This is a genomic window from Rhizobium etli CFN 42 (assembly GCF_000092045.1).
Taxonomy (GTDB): domain Bacteria; phylum Pseudomonadota; class Alphaproteobacteria; order Rhizobiales; family Rhizobiaceae; genus Rhizobium; species Rhizobium etli.
The window spans coordinates 2,534,865-2,554,323 of the sequence record NC_007761.1; the positions used below are offsets into that span (position 1 = coordinate 2,534,865).

Annotated in this window: 23 protein-coding genes and 2 pseudogenes; 9 read left to right on the plus strand and 16 right to left on the minus strand. The window is 60.0% G+C overall.

The annotated features are described in order from the left end of the window. Positions 1-155: 155 nt before the first annotated feature. On the plus strand, positions 156-422 hold the full coding sequence (locus RHE_RS12365; RefSeq protein ID WP_011425678.1) for an usg protein: 267 nt from the start codon (positions 156-158) through the stop codon (positions 420-422). On the opposite strand, the gene RHE_RS12370 is transcribed toward RHE_RS12365, so the two are convergent. Next, positions 423-1,148 (minus strand): DUF2270 domain-containing protein, encoded by a 726-nt coding sequence (locus RHE_RS12370; protein ID WP_011425679.1) that lies wholly within the window; start codon positions 1,146-1,148, stop codon positions 423-425. A gap of 114 nt (positions 1,149-1,262) precedes the next feature. On the opposite strand from RHE_RS12370, the gene RHE_RS12375 reads away from it, so the two are divergent. From RHE_RS12375 to RHE_RS12390, 4 genes are all read left to right on the plus strand, one after another. After that, on the plus strand, positions 1,263-2,081 hold the full coding sequence (locus RHE_RS12375) for a methyltransferase (RefSeq protein WP_011425680.1): 819 nt from the start codon (positions 1,263-1,265) through the stop codon (positions 2,079-2,081). Between the two features lie 102 nt (positions 2,082-2,183). Next, positions 2,184-2,870 carry a glutathione S-transferase family protein gene (locus RHE_RS12380; protein ID WP_011425681.1) on the plus strand — a complete coding sequence of 229 codons (687 nt, stop codon included), beginning with the start codon at positions 2,184-2,186 and terminating at the stop codon, positions 2,868-2,870. Next, complete coding sequence (locus RHE_RS12385; protein WP_020921486.1) at positions 2,867-3,208, plus strand: ArsR/SmtB family transcription factor; 342 nt, start codon at positions 2,867-2,869, stop codon at positions 3,206-3,208. Before RHE_RS12380 ends, RHE_RS12385 begins: the two co-directional genes overlap by 4 nt. Continuing rightward, complete coding sequence (locus RHE_RS12390) at positions 3,205-3,681, plus strand: SRPBCC family protein (RefSeq protein ID WP_011425683.1); 477 nt, start codon at positions 3,205-3,207, stop codon at positions 3,679-3,681. The genes RHE_RS12385 and RHE_RS12390 overlap by 4 nt, the downstream gene beginning before the upstream one ends. 17 nt (positions 3,682-3,698) lie before the next feature. Here RHE_RS12390 and RHE_RS12395 read toward each other — a convergent pair whose 3' ends face one another. The 7 genes and pseudogenes from RHE_RS12395 to RHE_RS12425 form a co-directional block, all read right to left on the minus strand. Next, a complete protein-coding gene (locus RHE_RS12395; protein WP_011425684.1) occupies positions 3,699-4,154 on the minus strand; it encodes a DUF1801 domain-containing protein in 456 nt (151 codons plus the stop codon). Between the two features lie 35 nt (positions 4,155-4,189). Beyond that, the gene (locus RHE_RS12400) at positions 4,190-4,660 is read right to left on the minus strand and encodes a DUF1801 domain-containing protein (RefSeq protein WP_011425685.1); all 471 of its coding nucleotides are present in this window, start codon (positions 4,658-4,660) and stop codon (positions 4,190-4,192) included. A gap of 10 nt (positions 4,661-4,670) precedes the next feature. Next, the gene (locus tag RHE_RS12405; protein ID WP_011425686.1) at positions 4,671-4,892 is read right to left on the minus strand and encodes a hypothetical protein; all 222 of its coding nucleotides are present in this window, start codon (positions 4,890-4,892) and stop codon (positions 4,671-4,673) included. A gap of 48 nt (positions 4,893-4,940) precedes the next feature. Next, positions 4,941-5,351 carry an SRPBCC family protein gene (locus tag RHE_RS12410; protein ID WP_042118587.1) on the minus strand — a complete coding sequence of 137 codons (411 nt, stop codon included), beginning with the start codon at positions 5,349-5,351 and terminating at the stop codon, positions 4,941-4,943. Further along, entirely contained in the window at positions 5,348-5,671 is a 324-nt protein-coding gene (locus RHE_RS12415) for an ArsR/SmtB family transcription factor (protein ID WP_011425688.1), read from the minus strand. The genes RHE_RS12410 and RHE_RS12415 overlap by 4 nt, the downstream gene beginning before the upstream one ends. A gap of 270 nt (positions 5,672-5,941) precedes the next feature. Then, on the minus strand, positions 5,942-7,117 hold the full coding sequence (gene ssuD, locus RHE_RS12420) for an FMNH2-dependent alkanesulfonate monooxygenase (protein ID WP_011425689.1): 1,176 nt from the start codon (positions 7,115-7,117) through the stop codon (positions 5,942-5,944). A 390-nt stretch (positions 7,118-7,507) separates the two neighbouring features. Next, positions 7,508-7,862 (minus strand): annotated as a pseudogene (locus RHE_RS12425) (hypothetical protein). Between the two features lie 165 nt (positions 7,863-8,027). Between RHE_RS12425 and RHE_RS12430 the strand changes: the two are divergent. The 3 genes from RHE_RS12430 (at position 8,028) to RHE_RS12440 (ending at position 10,759) form a co-directional block, all read left to right on the plus strand. Then, positions 8,028-8,897 (plus strand): NAD(P)-dependent oxidoreductase, encoded by an 870-nt coding sequence (locus tag RHE_RS12430; protein WP_020921494.1) that lies wholly within the window; start codon positions 8,028-8,030, stop codon positions 8,895-8,897. After that, on the plus strand, positions 8,894-9,577 hold the full coding sequence (locus tag RHE_RS12435; RefSeq protein ID WP_042118589.1) for a DNA alkylation repair protein: 684 nt from the start codon (positions 8,894-8,896) through the stop codon (positions 9,575-9,577). The genes RHE_RS12430 and RHE_RS12435 overlap by 4 nt, the downstream gene beginning before the upstream one ends. Before the next feature lie 744 nt (positions 9,578-10,321). Next, entirely contained in the window at positions 10,322-10,759 is a 438-nt protein-coding gene (locus RHE_RS12440) for a CBS domain-containing protein (RefSeq protein ID WP_011425692.1), read from the plus strand. A gap of 179 nt (positions 10,760-10,938) precedes the next feature. Here RHE_RS12440 and RHE_RS12445 read toward each other — a convergent pair whose 3' ends face one another. From RHE_RS12445 to RHE_RS12470, 6 genes and pseudogenes are all read right to left on the minus strand, one after another. Continuing rightward, positions 10,939-11,106 (minus strand): hypothetical protein, encoded by a 168-nt coding sequence (locus RHE_RS12445; protein WP_166486884.1) that lies wholly within the window; start codon positions 11,104-11,106, stop codon positions 10,939-10,941. Positions 11,107-11,376: 270 nt separating this feature from the next. Further along, positions 11,377-12,275: pseudogene (locus tag RHE_RS12450) on the minus strand (LysR substrate-binding domain-containing protein). Between the two features lie 399 nt (positions 12,276-12,674). Next, complete coding sequence (locus tag RHE_RS12455) at positions 12,675-13,697, minus strand: porin (protein ID WP_011425693.1); 1,023 nt, start codon at positions 13,695-13,697, stop codon at positions 12,675-12,677. A 690-nt stretch (positions 13,698-14,387) separates the two neighbouring features. Continuing rightward, complete coding sequence (locus RHE_RS12460; RefSeq protein WP_011425694.1) at positions 14,388-14,876, minus strand: Lrp/AsnC family transcriptional regulator; 489 nt, start codon at positions 14,874-14,876, stop codon at positions 14,388-14,390. A 69-nt stretch (positions 14,877-14,945) separates the two neighbouring features. Beyond that, positions 14,946-15,578: a uracil-DNA glycosylase family protein gene (locus RHE_RS12465; protein WP_011425695.1), complete on the minus strand. Its 633-nt coding sequence runs from the start codon at positions 15,576-15,578 to the stop codon at positions 14,946-14,948. Positions 15,579-15,582: 4 nt separating this feature from the next. Then, the gene (locus RHE_RS12470; RefSeq protein WP_011425696.1) at positions 15,583-16,140 is read right to left on the minus strand and encodes a thermonuclease family protein; all 558 of its coding nucleotides are present in this window, start codon (positions 16,138-16,140) and stop codon (positions 15,583-15,585) included. Between the two features lie 106 nt (positions 16,141-16,246). Between RHE_RS12470 and RHE_RS12475 the strand changes: the two genes are divergently transcribed. Beyond that, positions 16,247-17,782, plus strand: a complete 1,536-nt coding sequence (locus tag RHE_RS12475) for a sensor histidine kinase (RefSeq protein ID WP_042118597.1) — start codon at positions 16,247-16,249, stop codon at positions 17,780-17,782. 1 nt (position 17,783) lies between these two features. Here RHE_RS12475 and RHE_RS12480 read toward each other — a convergent pair whose 3' ends face one another. After that, positions 17,784-18,167 carry a diacylglycerol kinase gene (locus RHE_RS12480; protein WP_011425698.1) on the minus strand — a complete coding sequence of 128 codons (384 nt, stop codon included), beginning with the start codon at positions 18,165-18,167 and terminating at the stop codon, positions 17,784-17,786. A 142-nt stretch (positions 18,168-18,309) separates the two neighbouring features. Continuing rightward, positions 18,310-19,326 (minus strand): nicotinate-nucleotide--dimethylbenzimidazole phosphoribosyltransferase, encoded by a 1,017-nt coding sequence (gene cobT / locus RHE_RS12485; RefSeq protein ID WP_011425699.1) that lies wholly within the window; start codon positions 19,324-19,326, stop codon positions 18,310-18,312. Positions 19,327-19,459: the final 133 nt, after the last annotated feature.

Below are 19,459 nucleotides of genomic sequence, written 5' to 3' on the forward strand. Positions count from 1 at the left end.
GGCAGCACTCGCATCAATATGCTGCCAAACCATTGAAAACAAAAAAGAATACTTCCTTTGCAGAGCATCTGTTAAGCTTGCATTAACCACTCGCGTGCTTCCATTTCACGTGGCGCTAATAAAGCGCGAGCGGGAACGAGAAGAAGCTGAATACGATGCACAAGGACATGGAAAAGCAACTGCAGGGTTACGGTTTGACGACCGCCCAGATCCTCTACCACCTGCCGGATCACCCGACGATCCTGCAGACTTACGTCTGGCAGGATTATGACCTCGCACCCGATTTTCCTGAGATGCGCGGTTTCCTGAAATTTTGGCAGGAGAAGCTCGACGGGCCGTTACACTCGGTGCGCTACGTCCACCGCAAGCTGATTTCGGCAACCGAGTGGCGGGCGCTGAAGGGTGAGTTCATCTTGCACTGATCAGACATGCGCCTCGCCATGACCGAATTCGCCCTCGTTGCGATCCGGACGCAGCGCGAAATAGAGCATGCCGAGATAGAAGACGGCGACTGCTGCGATGACCGCAAGGCCGGGAACCGGCCCGAGCACGGCGTTGTCGATGACATAGGTCCACGATTGCGCCTGTAGCGTCGGTACACCCTCCGTTTGCAGTTTCGGCGTCGAAATCTTCAGGCACCAGGCAAGCAGCAGGATAAAATACATCCAGCCGTAGTTGCGTTTCAGCCGCCGATGCATTGCTTCCCCATAACTGAGCAGGAAGCGTGGATGACGCAGGCTGTTGGCGATCACCGCAGCCCATTCGCTGCCGGCCGAAGCGTTCGGCGCCATGATTTGCGCGAAATAACAGCGCTCGATCTGCCGGATTCGGGCGCGGTAGATATCAAAGAAGCGGTAGCGCCGCGCCTCGATTATCAGAAGCAGCGTCACCAGCATCATACCGAACAGCAGCACGCCATGATGCGAGGTCGGCGTCGAGAGCGACACCGAAAGCAGCGCCGCCACCACGGTAATCGCCCAGTTGGACGTCCGGTCGATGCGGTCGCGCCAGCTCGTCATCCGCCCGAGTTCGCCGCGGTAATAATGGCTGAGCGTATTGGTGATCTCGCCCGGCGTTGTGGGCAGCAGCAAGGGGCGCTCACCCTCTTCTTCCCTTGCCGGTGGCATCCTGTCTTGCTCCGCTTTCATGGCATTTCCTCCCGTCGTCTTCTTTTTGGCCATTCTGCGCCTGTAGCCGCGCCATTGCAAAACATCGAAAGCCACCGTAGAGCCATGCCTGAAAACAAAAGGACATGAACCGCGATGGCAAAGAAGATCGACGAAGAAGCCCTTGCCGAGGCCTATAACCGCGCACTGGCGCTGGAGAAATCAGGTGATGTCGATGGGGCCGTGGCGGCCTATGAGGACGTATTGGCGATCGACCCCGAGGACCACGGCGGAGCTGCCGTGCGCATCGCCGCGATGGGCCGCGGCGAAATTCCGGTCAAGGCGCCCGACGCTTACGTCGAGACCCTGTTTGATCAGCATGCCGAGGTCTTCGAGGACGTGCTCGTCGAGCAACTCGGCTATCACGTGCCGATGCTGGTGCGCCAGCGCCTGCAGGCATTGAAGCTCGGGCCATTCAAGCGGCTGCTCGATCTCGGCTGCGGCACCGGTCTCACCGGCGGCGCGCTGCGCGACCTGTGCGAGGACATGACCGGCATCGACATATCGGAGAAGATGGTCGAGATCGCCCACGAAAAAGATCTTTACGAGACGCTCTTCGTCGCCGAGGTCGAGGATTTCCTCGACGACAATGACGAGGATGCCTTCGACCTCATCACCGCCACAGACGTGCTGCCCTATCTCGGCGCGCTCGAACCGCTCTTCTTCGGCGCCGCCGAAAACCTGACGCCGGGCGGTCTGTTCATCTTCTCCTCCGAAACCCTGCCCGAGGAGACGCTTGCCGGCCGCGCCTATATGGTCGGGCCGCATCAGCGCTTTGCCCATGCCTATGCCTATGTCAGGGAACGTCTGACAGCGACTGGTTTCGAACTCGTCGAGGTATCGGAGATCAACGTCCGCATGGAAGACGGTCAGCCGACACCGGGTCACCTGGTGATCGCGCGGCATATCGGTTGAGAGAATAGTTTCACAATTGGCGAACTATTTGTTGCGCATTCTGTTTCGGCCTGATACTTAGTCGTTCGGTAAAGTTTTCTACCGGATAAGAAAGGTCGCCGCATGTCGCTCGTGTTCTATGGGCATCCGCTCGCCTCCTTCTGCCACAAGGTGCTGATCGCGCTTTATGAAAACGCGACGCCCTTCGAAAATCGCCTCGTCGATCTGTCCGACGAGGCTTCGCGTGCCGATCTCTTCCGCTTCTGGCCGATGGGCAAGATGCCGCTGCTGAGGGACGAGGCGCGCGACAGCACCATTCCCGAAACGACGATCATCATCGAATATCTCGACCATTACTACCCCGGCCCCGTGCGCCTGCTGCCGCTGGAGATCGATCGGGCGCTGCAGGTCCGCCTCTGGGACCGCTTCTTCGACCATTATGTCCAGGTGCCGATGCAGACGCTCGTCAGCCATCGCCGGCGTCCCGAGGGCACGGCAGACGAAATAGAGATGGCCGCCTGCAAAGCGACGCTCACCACAGCCTATGCGATGATCGAAAAGCAGCTGGGTGAAAGCCCTTGGATAACGGGCGACGCCTTTACTATGGCCGATTGCGCCGCAGCCCCCGCCCTCTTCTATGCCGAGACGCTGGTCCCGTTCTCACAGGAGCAGCCGAAACTTGGCGCCTATTACGATCGTCTGCTGGCGCGCCCGTCCTTCGCCAGGGCGCTGGAAGAGGCCCGCCCTTATTTCAAGTTCTATCCCTATCAGGACAGGCTGCCCGCCCGTTATCGGGATGCGGCGGAATGATCGAAAGCCAGGCGGATCTCGACCGCATGTTTCACGCCCTTTCCGATCGCAGTCGCCGCGGCATGATCGACCGCCTCGGCCGCGGCCCCGCTTCGGTCACCGAACTGGCCGCACCGCTCGCCGTCGCCCTGCCGACGGTGATGAAACATCTGCAGGTGCTGGAGGAGAGCGGCCTCGTGCTATCCGAAAAATCCGGCCGGGTGCGAACCTACCGCCTGCAGCAGGATGCGCTTGCCGCTGTCGAGCGCTGGGTGGAACAGCGAAAGACCCGCTGGACCGCTGCCTTCGACAGACTGAATCAATTTCTCGCCGATGAGCCGGAGACCCTCCCCGAATGACGACACGCTCTGCCGAACATACCACCTTCGTCATCGAGCGCCGCCTGACGGCGCCCGTCGCCCGGGTCTTCCGGGCCTGGTCGACCCCGGAGTCCAAGCGGCAATGGTTTGCCTGCCACGGCGAATGGGTGCCGCTGGAATATGCGCTCGATTTCAGGCCGGGCGGTACAGAGAGGAACTATACCGCCGACACCGATGGGCTTCTGCACGCCTATGACGCCCGCTACATCGATATCGTGCCGGATACCCGCATCATCTATGCCTATGAGATGAAGCTCGGGCAAACCCGCATCTCAGCCTCGCTCGTCACCGTCGCCTTCGACGTCGAACCCAGCGGCACCAGAATGGTCTTCACCGAGCAAGTGGTTTTCCTCGACGGCTACGGCGACAACGGCGCCCGCCTTCAGGGCACCGAGATCGGCCTCGACAATCTCGAACTCTTTCTCGAACGCGAGACGAGCCCGATTCACTAACGCGGCCCGACGACGTGTCACACGCTGCTTGATTTCTTCCGCGAACCGGCCGCCCGCACCGACGCGTTCAGCGCAGCCGCGGCTCGAATGAGCGCCTTCAACGCCTCCCCATCGATCTCGTCGCCTTCATGAAAGTCGATGGCACGCCGGGTGTTGCCGTCGAGGCTGGAGTTGAAAAGGCTGTTCGGATCCTCAAGCGACGCTCCTTTGGCGAAGGTAAGCTTGACCACATTCTTATAGGTCTCACCGGTGCAGATGATGCCGGCGCGCTCCCACACCGGAACCCCTCGCCACTTCCATTCCTCGACCACTTCGGGTTCGGCCTGCTTGATGAGCGCGCGGACCCGCGCGAGCATGTCGCCGCGCCAATCCTTGAGCTCCTCGATCCTCGCATCAATCAGTTGAGAGGGAGAGGCTTGCCCGTTCCCTTCCTCGGAATCAATCTTCTTCACGGTTGCCGTCGCCTTCTTCATATTTATCGTTCTCCCGTCGCCGCGCATCAAAAATCTCACATCCGTTCGCCGGGCAACCGGCTCGCCTGCTCCACCCAGGAGGCGATCTGCGCATCATCGAAGGGATCGTCTTCGCGGATGTCGAGGTAGCGCACCTCTTTCTGCTTAGACTCGCCTGGCGGCAGGGGATGCAGCGACACCCCCTTGAAGAAAGCCACCTTGACATAGCTGGCGTAGCAATGGATTCCGAGGAACCAACCCTGCCCTTCCACGCCGTAAAAGGGCGAGTTCCATTTGACCGCCTTGCAGACGCCCGGCACGGTTCTGGAGATCAGCGCATCGAGGCGACGCCCGATCTCACTTTTCCAATCCGGCATGGCGGCGATGTAGGCTTGCACGGACGCATCGCCATAACCCTTGGGAATTTGCGGGTTGCCGCCCGACAGAAGCTTCGGTGCCGCCCCCGCCGGTTTGGCGGCGGTGTTTTTCGTGACCTTCTCCGCGCCTTTCGACGTTCTGCCCGCCATAGATTTCCTCCTATCCGCCGATGCCTCCGACGCCGCGCCGTTTCGTGGCATAGGGCAGCACAAACAAGATGAGACCAGTAACGAGAAGCAGGCCGAGCGGCAGCAACCCCAAGAGCCCAATCCAGACCGCCGACTTCTCCTGCACCATGACGATGATATTGACGATGACGGCCAGCGTAAAGGCAATGGAGAGCCAACGGTGGACCTGCCGAAACCAGTTGTTCCAGTTCAATGAAGCCTCCTCGAAATGAGCTCGACCGGCCGCCCGCTCGGCGACGGATCAGTCAACCCGCGGCAACATCTGTTCCAGCTTGTCGAAGAATTGGGGCCACCCGCTCCTGGCGCCGCCATAGGCCTGCCGCTGATCCGCCCGGAAACCTGACTGCTCCATGCGCAGATGCGTACCCGCGCCCGTCGGCGTGAGCGTCCAGGTCACGACGGTTTCGAGGCCATAGGCTCCCCAGCTGTAGGCGAGGATCTTGTGGGGCTCGACCTCCAGAACGCGGCAGTCGACCACGCCCCAATCGGCGTTGAAGTTGAAGCTATGGTCGACGACCGGCTTGAAGTCGCTTTTCATCAACCACTCCTGGATCAGGTGCGGCTGGGTCAGCGCCCGCCAGATCTTTTCCGCCGGAAAAGGCATCTCCCGCTCGATGACGACGGAACGTGTTTTGGTCGATATGTCTGTCATTGATCCATCCTCTTCAACAAATCTTCGAGCGCATTGAAGCGGCTTTGCCAGAAGCCGGCCATCTCGCTCGTCCAGTCGACCAGGGGCGCAAGCGCGCCGAGCTGCGCGCTATAATGCGTCTGTCGCCCCTCATGACGGTCGCGCACCAGCCCGGCTTGCTTCAGCAGCCCGAGATGTTTCGAAACGACTGGCTGCGAGACCCCGGCCTGCGCCGTCAACGCCCCGACCGTCTTTTCCCCTTCCCGGCACAGCCGCTCGAAAAGCGCGCGCCGGGTGGGATCCGCAAGCGTCCTGAAGAGCACGTCCTGAACGTTCGACATTGAATACCCATACCTAAAAAGCTATGAATAAACCTATAGCCATCGAGATATACGTATGTCAAGCGACAACACAAAGCGACAAATCTATTGGAAAAACTTACGGTCAATTCGCCAGCGGATACAACAATCGAAAAGACCAAGAACACATCCAGCATAGCCGATAGGCTATGCATAATTGCGACCGCCAACCTCAAGGGCAACCAGCAGGCAGAAAAACGCCGGAAGCCGCAGACGGCTTCCGGCGATACATGTACTGCACCTTGTTTGAGTTCAGGAGCCCGAGACCATTTTCAGGTTGCCGCCATGGCTGCCGCCGGCAAAGATCTGCTTGCGGCCGAACTCATTGTTGAAGGCCAGGCGCTGCTGCTCGCGGGTAATGCCGAGTTCCGGGAAGAGCAGTTCGGCCACACGATAGGCCTCTTCGAGATGCGGGTAGCCGGAGCCGATCACTGTATCGATGCCAAGCTCCTGATATTCGCGAAGGCGGGCGGCCACCGTCTTCGGAGAGCCGACAAGCGCGGTGCCTGCGCCGGCGCGCACCAGGCCGACGCCGGCCCATAGATTCGGCGAGACCTCGAGCTTGTCGCGGCGGCCGCCGTGAAGAGCGGCCATGCGCTTCTGTCCGACCGAATCGGATTCGTGGACGAAGCGTTCCTGCGCCTCGCGGATCGTATCGTCGTCGAGATGACGGATCAGCCGCTCGGCCGCCTCCCAGGCTTCTTCGTCGGTTTCCCGCACGATGAAATGCAGGCGGATGCCGAAGGTCACCTCGCGGCCCCGCTCGGCCGCAGCCTTGCGCACCTTTGCGACCTTCTCGGCCACCTGCGCCGGCGGCTCGCCCCAGGTCAGGTACTTGTCGACGCGGCCGACCGAGAAGTCGATGCCCGCATCCGACGAGCCGCCGAAATAAAGCGGTGGGCGAGGGTTCTGCACAGAGGGAAAGCCGAGGCGCGCATTGGTCGCCTTGATGTATTTGCCGTCGTAGCTCGCCGTCCCCTTGTCCAGCAGCTCTTCAAACACGGTGAAGAACTCCTCGGCATGGGCGTAGCGTTCGTCATGCTCGAGATGGATACCGTCGCCGGCGAGCTCTGCCGGGCTGCCGCCCACGACGATGTTGAGCAGCAGGCGGCCGTTGGAAATGCGGTCGAGCGTCGTCGCAAGACGCGCATAATAGGCAGGCGATGCCGTGCCCGGGCGGATCGCCACCAGGAACTGCAGCTTCTCGGTCTTTGCCGCCAGTGCGGCTGCCGTCACAAAGGATTCCTCGCACGCCACTCCGGTCGGCAATAGCACGCCGGAATAGCCGAGCCGATCTACGGCCTGCGCGATCTGGGTGAGATAGCCGATTTCCGGCGCCCGGTTGAGGTCGGAGGAACCGAGATAAGTGCCGTCGCCCGATGTGGGGATGAACCAGAGAAAATTGATGGGATTGAAGGTGTCGGTCATGGAAACGGTCCTTTGCTGCGAAATTCTAAGATCGGCTCGCGCGGCAAGCCGGCTCTTGGCGAGCGGACATATTCCCGGCATGGATGCACACTGTCGCCGCGCGAATGCCCGGAAGGGCCGCGGTGGCAGCAGGAACAAGGCTGGGCGTCTGTCTGGGCGTGAGCATTTGAATGTCCTGTCGGTCGGCGGCGGTTGCCACGCTCCGTTCCAGAGCTGGCTTCCGATCGCAGAAATACTGACATAGACTACAAATTATATCGACAATATCGCTTTGCCATTATCACTCTCTTCGCGGAATAATTTTTCGTATCCCCATGCCGCCTTCCGCAAATCCTCCCGGCGTCGCGATCAGACGGAGCTCCCTCGCCCGCCTCGCTACCGCTCTCGGTATTAAGCGGCCAACAGCTCGCGAATGAGGGCGGCACCGCCGGCAGGACGTTTCGCAAACAGGCTCGCCGGATCGACCATGCGACAATATGGCGTCATCGTCGAAACCGGTTCGCCCTTCTTCAGCGCGCCGAAGGATAGTTCGGCGATCTCACGCAATGCCGCTGCACCGTCACGGGCGGCAGGCATCCGCTCCGTATTGGGCGGCGAGACGGCGACGCAGGACGCCGGCCTCGGTGAGAACACCTTCACGCGTCAATCGAATCTGCTCTTCGATCATCTGCCGCGACGGAATAGGCATCGCCTGCGTGCCGCTGCGCCCCTTGCGACGTGGCTCGATCGTCGGAATTTCGTTCATGTCATCCCCGGGGGAAACATTATCCTTTGTTCCCATCTAAGGCTCGGCCGAATAGTGACCGGCATCATATGCGCCAACCGGAAGGAAGTCCGTCTTCACGACTTTTCTGCTTGCGCCGTTTCGGTTAATCCTCAAGGCCTCTCACTCAAGATAAGGATAGGACATATGGCTAAAGTCGCGTTCATTGGTCTCGGCGTCATGGGCTTCCCCATGGCCGGTCATCTGAAGACGAAGGGCGGCCACGATGTCACCGTCTACAATCGTACGGCCGAGAAAGCCGCTGCCTGGGCCGAGAAATTCTCCGGCAAATCCGCCCCCACCCCTGCCGAGGCTGCCGCCGACGCCGATTTCGTCTTCGTTTGTGTCGGCAATGACGACGATCTCCGCTCGGTCACCTCAGGCAAGAACGGCGCTCTGCACGGCATGAAACCGGGGTCGGTGCTGATCGATAACACCACCGCCAGCGCCGAGGTCGCCCGCGAGCTTTATGCCGCGGCAAAGGAAAAAGGTGTGGATTTTATCGACGCTCCGGTCTCCGGCGGCCAGGCGGGTGCCGAAAACGGAGTGCTGACCGTCATGTGCGGCGGCGATCAAGCCGTCTTCGAAAGAGCCCGCCCGGTGATCGACGCCTATGCGCGCATGGTCGGCCTGATGGGGCCAGCCGGTTCCGGACAGCTTACCAAGATGGTCAACCAGATCTGCATCGCTGGCCTTGTCCAGGGGCTTTCCGAAGCGCTGCATTTTGGCAAGCGCGCCGGATTGGATATCGAAAAGATCGTCGAGGTGATTTCCAAGGGTGCAGCGGGCTCCTGGCAGATGGAAAACCGCCACAAGACCATGAATGCAGGCAAATACGATTTCGGCTTCGCAGTCGACTGGATGCGCAAAGATCTTGGCATCGTGCTCGCCGAAGCCCGCAGCAACGGCGCCAAGCTGCCGGTCACCGCCCTTGTGGACCAATTCTATGGCGATGTGCAGGCGATGGGCGGCAATCGTTGGGACACATCTTCGCTGCTCGCCCGGCTTGAGAAATGATAGGTCCCTCCTCTGATCCGGCTGAACTGATCGCGCATCTCGAAACGCTGCGCTCGGAGGAGAATGCCGCCGGAATGGCGCGATTCGGCATCGTCACCGACCGCGCCCTCGGCATTTCCAATCCCGATATCAGGGCGGTCGCCAGATTGGCGAAGAGGGATCACATCAGGGCAAAGCAGCTCTGGCAAAGCGATATCCGCGAAGCCCGCCTGCTTGCCCTCTGCACAGCTGAGCCGAAGCGGCTGACGGCGGAAGAGGCCAGAAGCTGGGCCAATGATTTCAATTCCTGGGAGATCGTCGACTGCGCCGCCGATCTCTTCGTCGAGGCCCGGCTGGACGAGCTCATACCAGAATTCGCCGCCGATAGGCGCGAGTTCGTTCGCCGCGCCGCCTTCGCCATGATATCAGGCGCCGCCGTCCACCGGAAGAACGAGAGCGATATGACCATCCTCGCCTGGCTGCCGCTGATCGAGACCCATTCTCGCGATTCCCGCAACTTCGTTCGCAAGGCGATCAATTGGGCACTGCGCAGCATCGGCAAACGTAATCGCGGCTGCCATGGCCCGGCGCTGACGCTGGCGAAGCTTCTGGCCGAAAGTCCGGATAAAACCGCGCGCTGGATCGGCAGGGACGCGGTCAAGGAACTGAGCGGCGAAAAGCTTATGGCGCGGCTAAAATAGCGCGATGCAGCCCTTCGTCTTGAGGCCGTCGCGCATGTTGAGGGCCAGCTTGGTGATGTTCGTAGTACACGCGATGAGCTCGAGCGTGTGCACTGCATAGAAGACGGTCTCGAACTTCGCGCTTGCGCCTTGACGAATGTTGGCAAGTTACTGCAGAGCATCTTCCCGGCGGATTTATTGTTGTGCGCATTGCGCCGAGCAGGAGGGAGCCGATGCTCTTACCGATCGCACGCCTTAAGACCGTCTTCGGTCTCTGACTTATTCCGGCGGCCTTCGGGAGCCCTTTGTCGATTGGGTTCGGCGCCGGCGTCTCTCTTGTATCTCGTGGCGGATGTTGGCGATCGTCGGGGTCTGCGGGCGCCGCCTGGTCGTCGGAACAGTGGACAGGCTTCTCTTTCGGGTCGATCCGTTTGGCGGGGGCAGCAACTTTTCTAGGCATAGCCAATTCCTCGGGCTTCACCGACAAGAACCCACTCCCACACTGAAGGTTCCGAATCCAGAAGCGCTGCTTGGTTCGGAATCGATGTCACCAAACTGCGTAGCGCGCGAGAACATGCTCAAAGAGTTCATCGAGCAGATGGCAGTCGCAAGGCTGCGCTTAGTGCGATATCAACACCGGCATCGAAATGTTATTCAGCAGATCACGCGTCGCACCGCCGGGTCTTGGCAGGAACGTTTCCGAATGGTGCGCGTTCACTCTTTTTAGCCCGTGCGAGAGGCGCGGGCAGCACCAGGGAGGTTATCATGAAAGTCAGCAATTGCATGACCACAGACGTGCAGATCACCGATCCGGAGCACACATTGCGAGATGTCGCCTCAATGATGGGACGTCTCGACGCCGGCGTTCTCCCGGTGGGCGAGAATGACCGGCTGGTCGGCATGATCACCGATCGCGACATCGCCATTCGTGGCGTGGCAGAGGGCAAAGGCCCCGACGCAAAAGTCCGCGACGTGATGAGTACCGATGTCAAATACTGCTTCGATGACGAAGATGTCGAAGACGTCCTTCACAACATGGGGGATCTCCAAGTGCGGCGCTTGCCGGTGCTGAACCGAAGCAAGCGGCTGGTCGGCATCATCTCGCTTGGCGATCTCGCCATGAAGGGCGAGACCATGGAAACAGGCAAAGCACTGAGCGGCATTTCGCAACGCGGCGGTGCACATTCACAGACGGCCCACTGACGGTCCGCGTCGTGCCACAACAAGCTGTCCATGGGTTCGGCGGTATCTGCTCATTCAACTCTCAACTCTCGCTCCATTGCCTTTGGCGCGAGAGTGCTGCAGTTGCGCACATCAGGACGCTTTACGCAGCTCCGTAGTTATGGCTCGAGCGCCAGTTGGAACGAGCTTGGTCTTCTGTTTTACCGCGACCTTGGCACCTCAGCCGAGATTGAACTACTATTCGGCTCCGGTTGTTGAATCACCAGTGGCGGCGCGTCGCTGCCGCGATCAAATGGCTTGATCGCCAGGATGCCAAGTATTGAAGCAATCATTGCTCCGATAATGACGATCATCAGCATTCGCATCATCAGGAACTCCACCCACCCAAGATTCAACATTGGTCGAGGCAGATCATTCCATTGATTGTCCGTACCGCATGCTTGTCCGTGCCGCGATAACCGCCTGCTTCGGTGCGGGCTGTCCGACTTGAACGATGACAGGCCGCCGCTCGAGTTTTACCCGCCCAGCCAGGACATGGTCGTCTGAGGGCGCTACCCCACGCCCGGCTGAAGCCCCAGGATTAGATCGACGGCCAGATCTTCGGTAAAGCATCCATATAGGGCCGAGGCTTTCGGCTGTCAATGATGCCTGGATTTTTCGACGAGGAAGTCGATCAGCACTCTTACCGCCGGCAGCATGCCCTTCGCGGTCGTGAAGACGATATAGAACTGGCTTTCCTCCGACTGCCATTGCGGCAGAACCCGCACCAGCCTACCCAGCCTGGAGATCGGCCTCGCAGGCGCTTTCGAGCAGAAGCCCGAAGCCGAGGCCGGCGCGGGCTGCATCGAGAATGGCAGTCATGCTGCGGCAGGTCAGCCTCGGCTGATGCCGGATGACCCGTTTGTCGTCATTCGGACCGATGAGTTCCCAAGTATGGAACGACACCCACGGCGTCATCGCCAGCGTCGGAAGATCGGCGAGTTCGTCGACGCAATTTAAACCACCTATACGTTCGATGAGCGACGGGCTTGCGACCAGGATGCGCCGCGCCCGGTCGAGCTTGCGCATCGCCAGACTCGTCTGTGTCTCCGGCTCGTTGGTCGCTCTCACCTCAAGATCGATCCGTTCGTTGATGAGGTCGGCGCGACGCTCGGAGCCGACAATCTGCAGCTTGATTTTCGGATAGCGTTCGAGGAATTCAGGCAGTATCCCCTCCGACGGAAACGTCGACCAGACCAAGCGGGCAGCCCATCCGCACCACACCCTGCGGGTCTGCTTGGGCTTCGGTGACGATCGATTTGGCGCGGTCGGCCTCCTGCAGAATGGTCTGGCATCTTTCGTAAAAAGCTTGTCCGATCTCTGTCACCCGGAAGTGACGGGTCGAACGCTCTATCAGCCGTGCGCCAAGTCCGATCTCGAGCCGGCTGACCCGCCTGCTCAATTTTGAGCGCGGTATTTTCAGATTGCGACTGGCAGAAGCAAAACCACCGCTGGAGACGACGGCTGCAAAATAATAATAGTCGTTGAGATCGTCCATGCGAACAAGCTATCCGAGAGTAGGAATGAATGCCGCCCCAAAAGGGTTGTATCCTCTCTCCAGCAAAGCTGTAATCACATTGTCGGCACTGGATCTTCTTTCCACGACCCGTCGCGGCAAAGCCACCCAATGCCCAACGGTCAATCCAAAACTCTCTTGAGAATAAGAATGGCCTCGATCAAGGCCTGCAGGAGCCGACGAGCGATACACAACATGCCGGTTCGGCTTACCTGGATGGCGCTCCGAAAAGACAGCCACAAGAACGCGTGTCAAAAACACTGCAAGGACGGTCCGGCAGGGAAGACCGGACCCGTCCCCGTAGCTGATCGGAGGTCACTCGGATCAGAAACTGATTTGAAGCGCCCCCGGTCCGAGGACCGGGGACACTCACCAAGTGGATTAGAACGAACGCTGCAGGCGGAAGTAGCCCGAGGTGGAGTCGTCGCCATTGTCCGGGTCGAAGTACTGAACCGAAGCCTTGGCGTAGAAGTTGTCGACGATCTGGTAATCAACCGTCAGACCAACCTTCCAAGCGTCGTTGTCGCTGAAGTCGTCGCCAGCCTCGTAGATGTCGCCGTAATACTGGACGCCGGGAGTGATCTTGAGCTTGTCGGTTGCCTTGATAGCGTATTCGGCAGCGACAGCCCATTCAGCTGCGGAGTAGTAGGAGTTCGGGCCGGAAGAGTATACGGCAGCGAGGCCGAGCGCACCGGGACCGATTTCAACCGTACCCATTGCACGGATAGCGCCGTCTTCGTTGTCGAAGTCCCAACCGCCGGTGACCTGGTAGCTGAAGGCGCCTGCAGTGCCGCCAACGCCGAAGGCAACGCCTACGTTGTTCGGGCCTTCGCCGGTCTTGTAGAAGCCGTCTTCCAGTTCGTCGACGCTGAGACCAGCGTAGAAGTCGCCGCTTTCGTACTGATAGCGGATGGAGTTGTGCAGCGTTACAATCGAGCCGATGTCGTCGGTTTCACCCGAGAGACCATCGTCCCACCAGCTGTAGAACAGACCAGCGCGGAAGCCCGCGATGTCGAGGTAAGCGGAGTCGAGGATGGCATCCTGGTCGGTGGCATTGTCAGCATTGAACTGCATGACGATGACGCCGGTCAGCGGACCATACTCGGTGTCGCTCTTGGCCGTGAACTGAACCTGACCGCGGGTACGCGCATCCCAATCCGAATCGTTGCTGGCCGAGCCATTGAGCGGCTGATCACCAACGTCGACCTGGAAACGGATGTAGCCTTCGATCTTGAGGCAAGTTTCGGTGCCGGGGATGTAGAAGTAGCCGGTGCCGTAAGCGTCGCAGACGCGAACATATTCAACCGGTTCCGGCTCAGCAGCAACAATAGCGTCAGCTGCAAGAACCGGCGTCGATGCAGCAAATGCTGCTGCTGATGCGAGCAAAACCATTCTGATGTTCATTTACCAATCCATTCCTTTGTCGATCGGGGCTGACGTCTCATCGGGTAGTCAATTTGAAGCCGGCCCAGTTTGAACAGCCATCTCGGCGTGCGGATCGATCGAACCGCCAAACCGTCATCACATAGAAGCCTCAATCAAGCAATTCCAGATACATGCGCGATGGGTCGGCGTGAGCAACTTTCGCCAGGGACGTGATTTTTATACAACAATTTCAGATGATTAGTTAGTGAACGCACAAAACGGCCTCGCAATGGAAACCTCCATCGCAAGCCGCAAACGTTAAGCCCCATTCTCAAATTCACCACCGTTCGACACCCGTCGAACACAATGGTGAAGCGCATAAACTCTACCGCCGACCGATGAACCGATACAAGGTAGCGGTGTAGAACATGGTGTTCTGATTTCGATACGAATGAGTCAAAATGATGACATAGCGCTCATTGATGCCACACATCGTAGCCGTGCAATCGTTACCAGGCTATATATTTCTCCAGCACTTTGGTGAAACTGGAGCGTTTTTTTGCGATTTTTCCGGCTTTTTTTGCAGTCAGGGCCACATTCTTCCGAAAGCCGCTTCCGAGCGCCGCATTCCTGCATGCGGGCGAATCGCCCAGAGACCCGGATTCCGGGCGAGTGCCAGGGGGCAAACCCGCCTGCCGGCCAGTGGCTCGTCGCAACCTATTGGCGACTTCAATCGTCGTTGGATTTAGCGTTCTCAAGAATCATGTAGTCGAGCGGCAACTGCGTCGAATACTTGATCTGCTCCATAGCAAAGGCGGAGGAGACGTCGCGAATCTCGATCTTGGCAATCATCCGCTTATAGAAGGCGTCATAGGCGGCGATATCGGGTACGACGACTCGCAGGAGATAGTCTACATCCCCGCTCATTCGATAGAATTCGACCACTTCAGGGAATTCCGCGACCACCTCGGAAAAGCGGCGCAACCACTCGATCGAATGCGTGGCCGTACGAATCGATACGAAAACCGTGACCTTGGTGTTGACCTTCTCCGGATCGAGGATGGCGACCCGACGCTTGATGACGCCATCTTCCTCCATTTTCTGAATGCGTCGCCAGCATGGAGTCGTCGAAAGCCCCACCTTCTTGGCGAGGTCAGCAACGGCAAGGGTCGAATCTTCTTGCAGCAGACGCAGTATTTTTCGGTCGAGGCGGTCCATGCGCACGTCAGTCCTTTCGAATTATTTTCTTTGTATAACCCGATTCCGTATAACGAGAAGAATTTTGTTTCATGAAAGCAGCATTTTCACCCGCTCCTGCAACACAGGAAGCAATTCTTCCTCAAACCAGGAATTGCGTTTCAGCCAGCCGCTGTTGCGCCAACTCGGATGCGGCAGCGGCAGCACCGCCGGTGACCGGCCGGACAGGAGGCTGGCACGCCAAGCCCGCACGGTCTCGGTCATATTGCCTCGCTTCTCGTCAGCCATATGCCAAGCCTGCGCATATTGGCCGATTACCAGCACCAGCTCGATCTGCGGCATCGCCGCGATCACCCTTTGCCGCCAAAACGGTGCACATTCGCGACGCGGCGGCAGGTCCGCGCCCTTGTCGTCGTAGCCAGGAAAGCAGAAGCCCATCGGCACGATGGCGAATCGGCTGCGGTCGTAAAAGCTTGCTCTGTCAACGCCGAGCCATGATCGCAGCCGGTCGCCCGAGGCATCGTCGAACGGCAGACCGCTCTCATGCACCCGAAGGCCGGGCGCCTGCCCCGCGATCAGGATACGTGCACGCGCAGAGATCACGGCCACCGGCCGCGGCTCGTGCGGCAGCCGGTGCTCAGGTCCGCCTGCCGGGGCGTCGCGACAGATGCGACAGGCGGCTATTTCTCGCCGCAGAGTTTCCCGCTTGGCTTGGTCGATCATCGCTTTACTCCCATCCGACGATCCGCCCGATGAAGCGCAGCGCGTCGCCGTAAACGGTTTCCTGACGGGCATGATCGCGCACATCGCGCGGCCGTTCGAAAGTCCCGGCCCACAGCCCCGCTTTCGCCGCTCTCGCCTCGATCTCTTCCTTGCCGTAGCCACCATAGGAAACGGCCATGCCTCGGCGCACCATGCCGGCGTTGATGTCACCGCCCGTCCCACTTCGGCAGACGACAAGCAGTCTGTCGTAGCGGTCGTGCCGGTCGCCCTGGCAAAGCGTTCCCGATGCCAGCACCATCTCCTGCAGCGCCTCCCGCGCCACGCGCCCGCAAGCCCAGGCCTTTCCCGCCCGTTCACAGCTCTGGTTAAGCTCGGGCGCGTCAATGCCTTCGAGGCGGAAGCGCTCCCCGCCTAATGTCAGACTGTCGCCATCGGCAGCATGAAAGGCTCCTGCACGCTTGATTGTTTCTCCATCATTGATCTTGACGGCAATCAGCGCCAGGAGCACCAGCAGGGCAAAAGCGGTCACGCCATCGCGAATCAGGCGCAGGTCCCGTGTCACGCTTTCGCCTCCTTAAAAAACAAATCCTTGGCAAAGATGGCAAACATCTTCTTAAGAATTGCCGGTTAAGCTCTTATCCACCCTGGGATGAAGTTTCAACGTGCACATGAGTACCGGCGTAAGCACATCGACCGACAAGATTATCGTCGACAGGTCGCGCAGCCACCGCAATAAGGCCGTTTCCAAGGCCGTGCGGCAGACGCGCGAACGTCTTCAGTCCGGTCATGCGTCCAATTCCTCCTTTGACCGTGACGTCCTCAAGATGTACATCGCGTCGATGCTGCAGGGCGCGACGATCATGCCGCTCTTTGTGGTCATCATCACCGCTCTCGGCGTCTATTTCACCCAAGATACGCGGCTGCTCTTCTGGGCGCTGCTGACGCTCACCTGCCACGCCGGCAATATTCTGCTCGCGCGGCGCGCGCGCCACCAGGAAATCACCTCCGAGAGCGCCGGCAAATGGCGCCGCCTGCTACTGCTCGGCCAATTTCTCGTTGGCTGCTGCTGGGCTGTCTTCGCGCTTCAGGGCTGCGACACCTGCGAACCGTCGAGCTTCATTCTTTATAAGGGCGCAACGTTGCTGATTGCGCTCTCCGTCACGGCGATGTCGAATTTCATGCTGACGCCTGCCGTCCTGGTCGCCTTCGCGCCTGCGGTCCTGGCGCTGGGGGCCAAGAGCGGCCTGTCGCGCGACCTCCTCGAAATCAGCCTGACCGCGCTGTTCACGACCACCCTGGTCTTCTTCAACTATATCAGCGACCGGCTGTTCAAATCGAACCTCAGGATTCTCTCCTACCAATCGGAGAAGGACGATCTGATCGCCGAGCTGGAAGTGGCGAAATCGATGTCTGACGAGGCGCGTCGCCGCGCCGAAGAGGCAAACCTCGCCAAATCCCGCTTCCTCGCCTCGATGTCGCACGAACTCAGGACCCCGCTCAACGCCATCCTCGGCTTCTCCGAGGTGATGTCGGCAGAAGTCATGGGACCGCTCGCCAATCCGACCTACAAGGAATATGCCGGCGATATCCACCGCTCCGGCCAGCACCTGCTCGATCTCATCAATGAGATCCTTGACCTGTCTCGGATCGAGGCCGGCAAATACGAGCTGAGCGAGGAGGCGATATCGCTGCTCGATATCACCGAGGATTGCATCGGCATGGTCCAGCTGCGCGCCCGGGCCAAGAACATCGCCATTTCGGATCAATTCGAGCGGCAGCTGCCGGCCATCTGGGCGGACGAGAAGTCGATGCGCCAGGTGGTGCTCAACCTTCTCTCCAATGCCGTCAAATTCACGCCGCAGGGCGGCGAAATCCACGTCAAGGTCGGCTGGACGGCTGGTGGCGGCCAGTACATCTCGATCAAGGACAACGGCCCCGGCATTCCGGAAGAAGAGATCCCCGTCGTCCTCTCAGCCTTCGGCCAAGGTTCGATCGCCATCAAAAGCGCCGAACAGGGCACCGGCCTCGGCCTGCCGATCGTCCAGGCGATCCTTGCCAAGCATGACGGACAGTTCCTGCTGAAGTCGAAGCTGCGCGAGGGCACAGAGGTCATCGCCATCCTGCCCGCCAAGCGCGTGCTCCAGAGCCTGCCGGCTGTCGAAGAGGCCCAGGCCGTCGCTCGCAAGCGCAAGAGTTTTGCCTGATTCAGCTAAAAATCAGGTGTTTGCCGAGAACGAAGCCGAGATAGAGACAGCATGCGGCGATCATGCAACTCACCGCAAAGGAACCGAGATCCTTGGCATGTTTGCCGACGATCGAAATCTCCGGCGAAATCCGGTCGATCACTTCTTCGACGGCAGTATTCATCGCCTCCATCGAAAAGAGCCCGAGGAACAGCAGAACCGCGACGACAATCTCGCCGGCAGTCGCGCCTACCAGCGCCAGCGCTGCGACCGAAACGACGAAAAAACCAAGTTCCTGGCGGAAGGCCGCCTCTCTCAGCACACGCAGAAAGCCCGCCCAGGAATAGCTGGCGGCGGCGATGAAATGCCGAAATCCGGTCTCTTTCGTCACCGCAGGCTTCGTCATGACGCCCTCTCATCTTCCCGTTGCGCCACGGACGCGGGAAAGGTTTCGCCATCTCCCCTTCAGTGAGCCAATAGGCAAATAGCGAATCCGCCTGAACGGCGCAAGCGAACCGGAGACCGCATCGCCGCTGCCGGTCGCGGCCTCAATGTTTGCCGCTCACACCCGCCTGTGCAAAGGTTGCCATGCCGGAATGGCAGGCGGCCGCCGCCTTGACGATACCGGCAGCCAGCGCCGCGCCGGTGCCTTCGCCGAGCCGCATGCCGAGCGCCAGAAGCGGCGTCTTGCCAAGCATCTCGATCGAGCGCAGATGCCCCGGTTCGGCAGAGACATGGCCGATCAGGCAATGATCGAGCGCGGCAGGATTTGCGGCTTTGAGGATCGCAGCCGCGGCAGTCGCGACATAACCGTCGATCAGCACCGGAATGCGCTCTATGCGGGCGGCAAGAATGGCGCCCGCCATCGCCGCGATCTCGCGGCCCCCGAGCCGTCGCATGATCTCGAGCGGATCGTCGAGATGGTCGCTGTGCAGCGCCACTGCCTTTTCGACCGCCGCGATCTTGCGCTCCAGCATGTCGCCTTCGGAGCCGGTGCCAGGTCCCACCCAGTCGCGCGCCGAACCGCCATAGAGGGCATAATTGATCGCAGCCGCAATCGTCGTATTGCCGATGCCCATCTCGCCGATGCAGAGCAGATCGGTGCCACCGGCGATCGCTTCCATGCCGAAAGCCATGGTTGCGGCGCAGTCACGCTCGGAAAGCGCCGCCTCCTCGGTAATGTCGCCCGTGGGATAATCGAGCGCCAGGTCGAAGACTTTCAGCCCGAGATCGTGGGCGACGCAAATCTGATTGATCGCCGCGCCGCCGGCTGCGAAATTCTCGACCATCTGCTGCGTCACCGCCGGCGGAAACGGCGTGATGCCGTGCCTGGTGACGCCGTGATTGCCGGCGAAGATTGCCACGAGCGGCCGGTTGACGGCCGGTGCACGACCGGTCCAGGCGGCGAGCCAAAAGGCGATTTCCTCGAGCCGTCCGAGCGCGCCCGGCGGCTTGGTCAGCTGCGCGTCGCGCTCGCGTGCGGCCGCCAGCGCGCGGGCATCCGGCCCCGGCAGCTCGCGGAGCAGGGTACGGAAATCGTCGAACGGCAGGCCTGAAACGCTCATCTGTGCGGTGTTCCTATGAATCGGCTATTCTTGTTTTCACGCAAACCACTTGTTTGCGTCGAGCAAATCAGCTTCTTTGCGGTGGCTCTCTCTTAAAGCCGGCGAACGAAGCGAACAACACCAAAAGCACCGC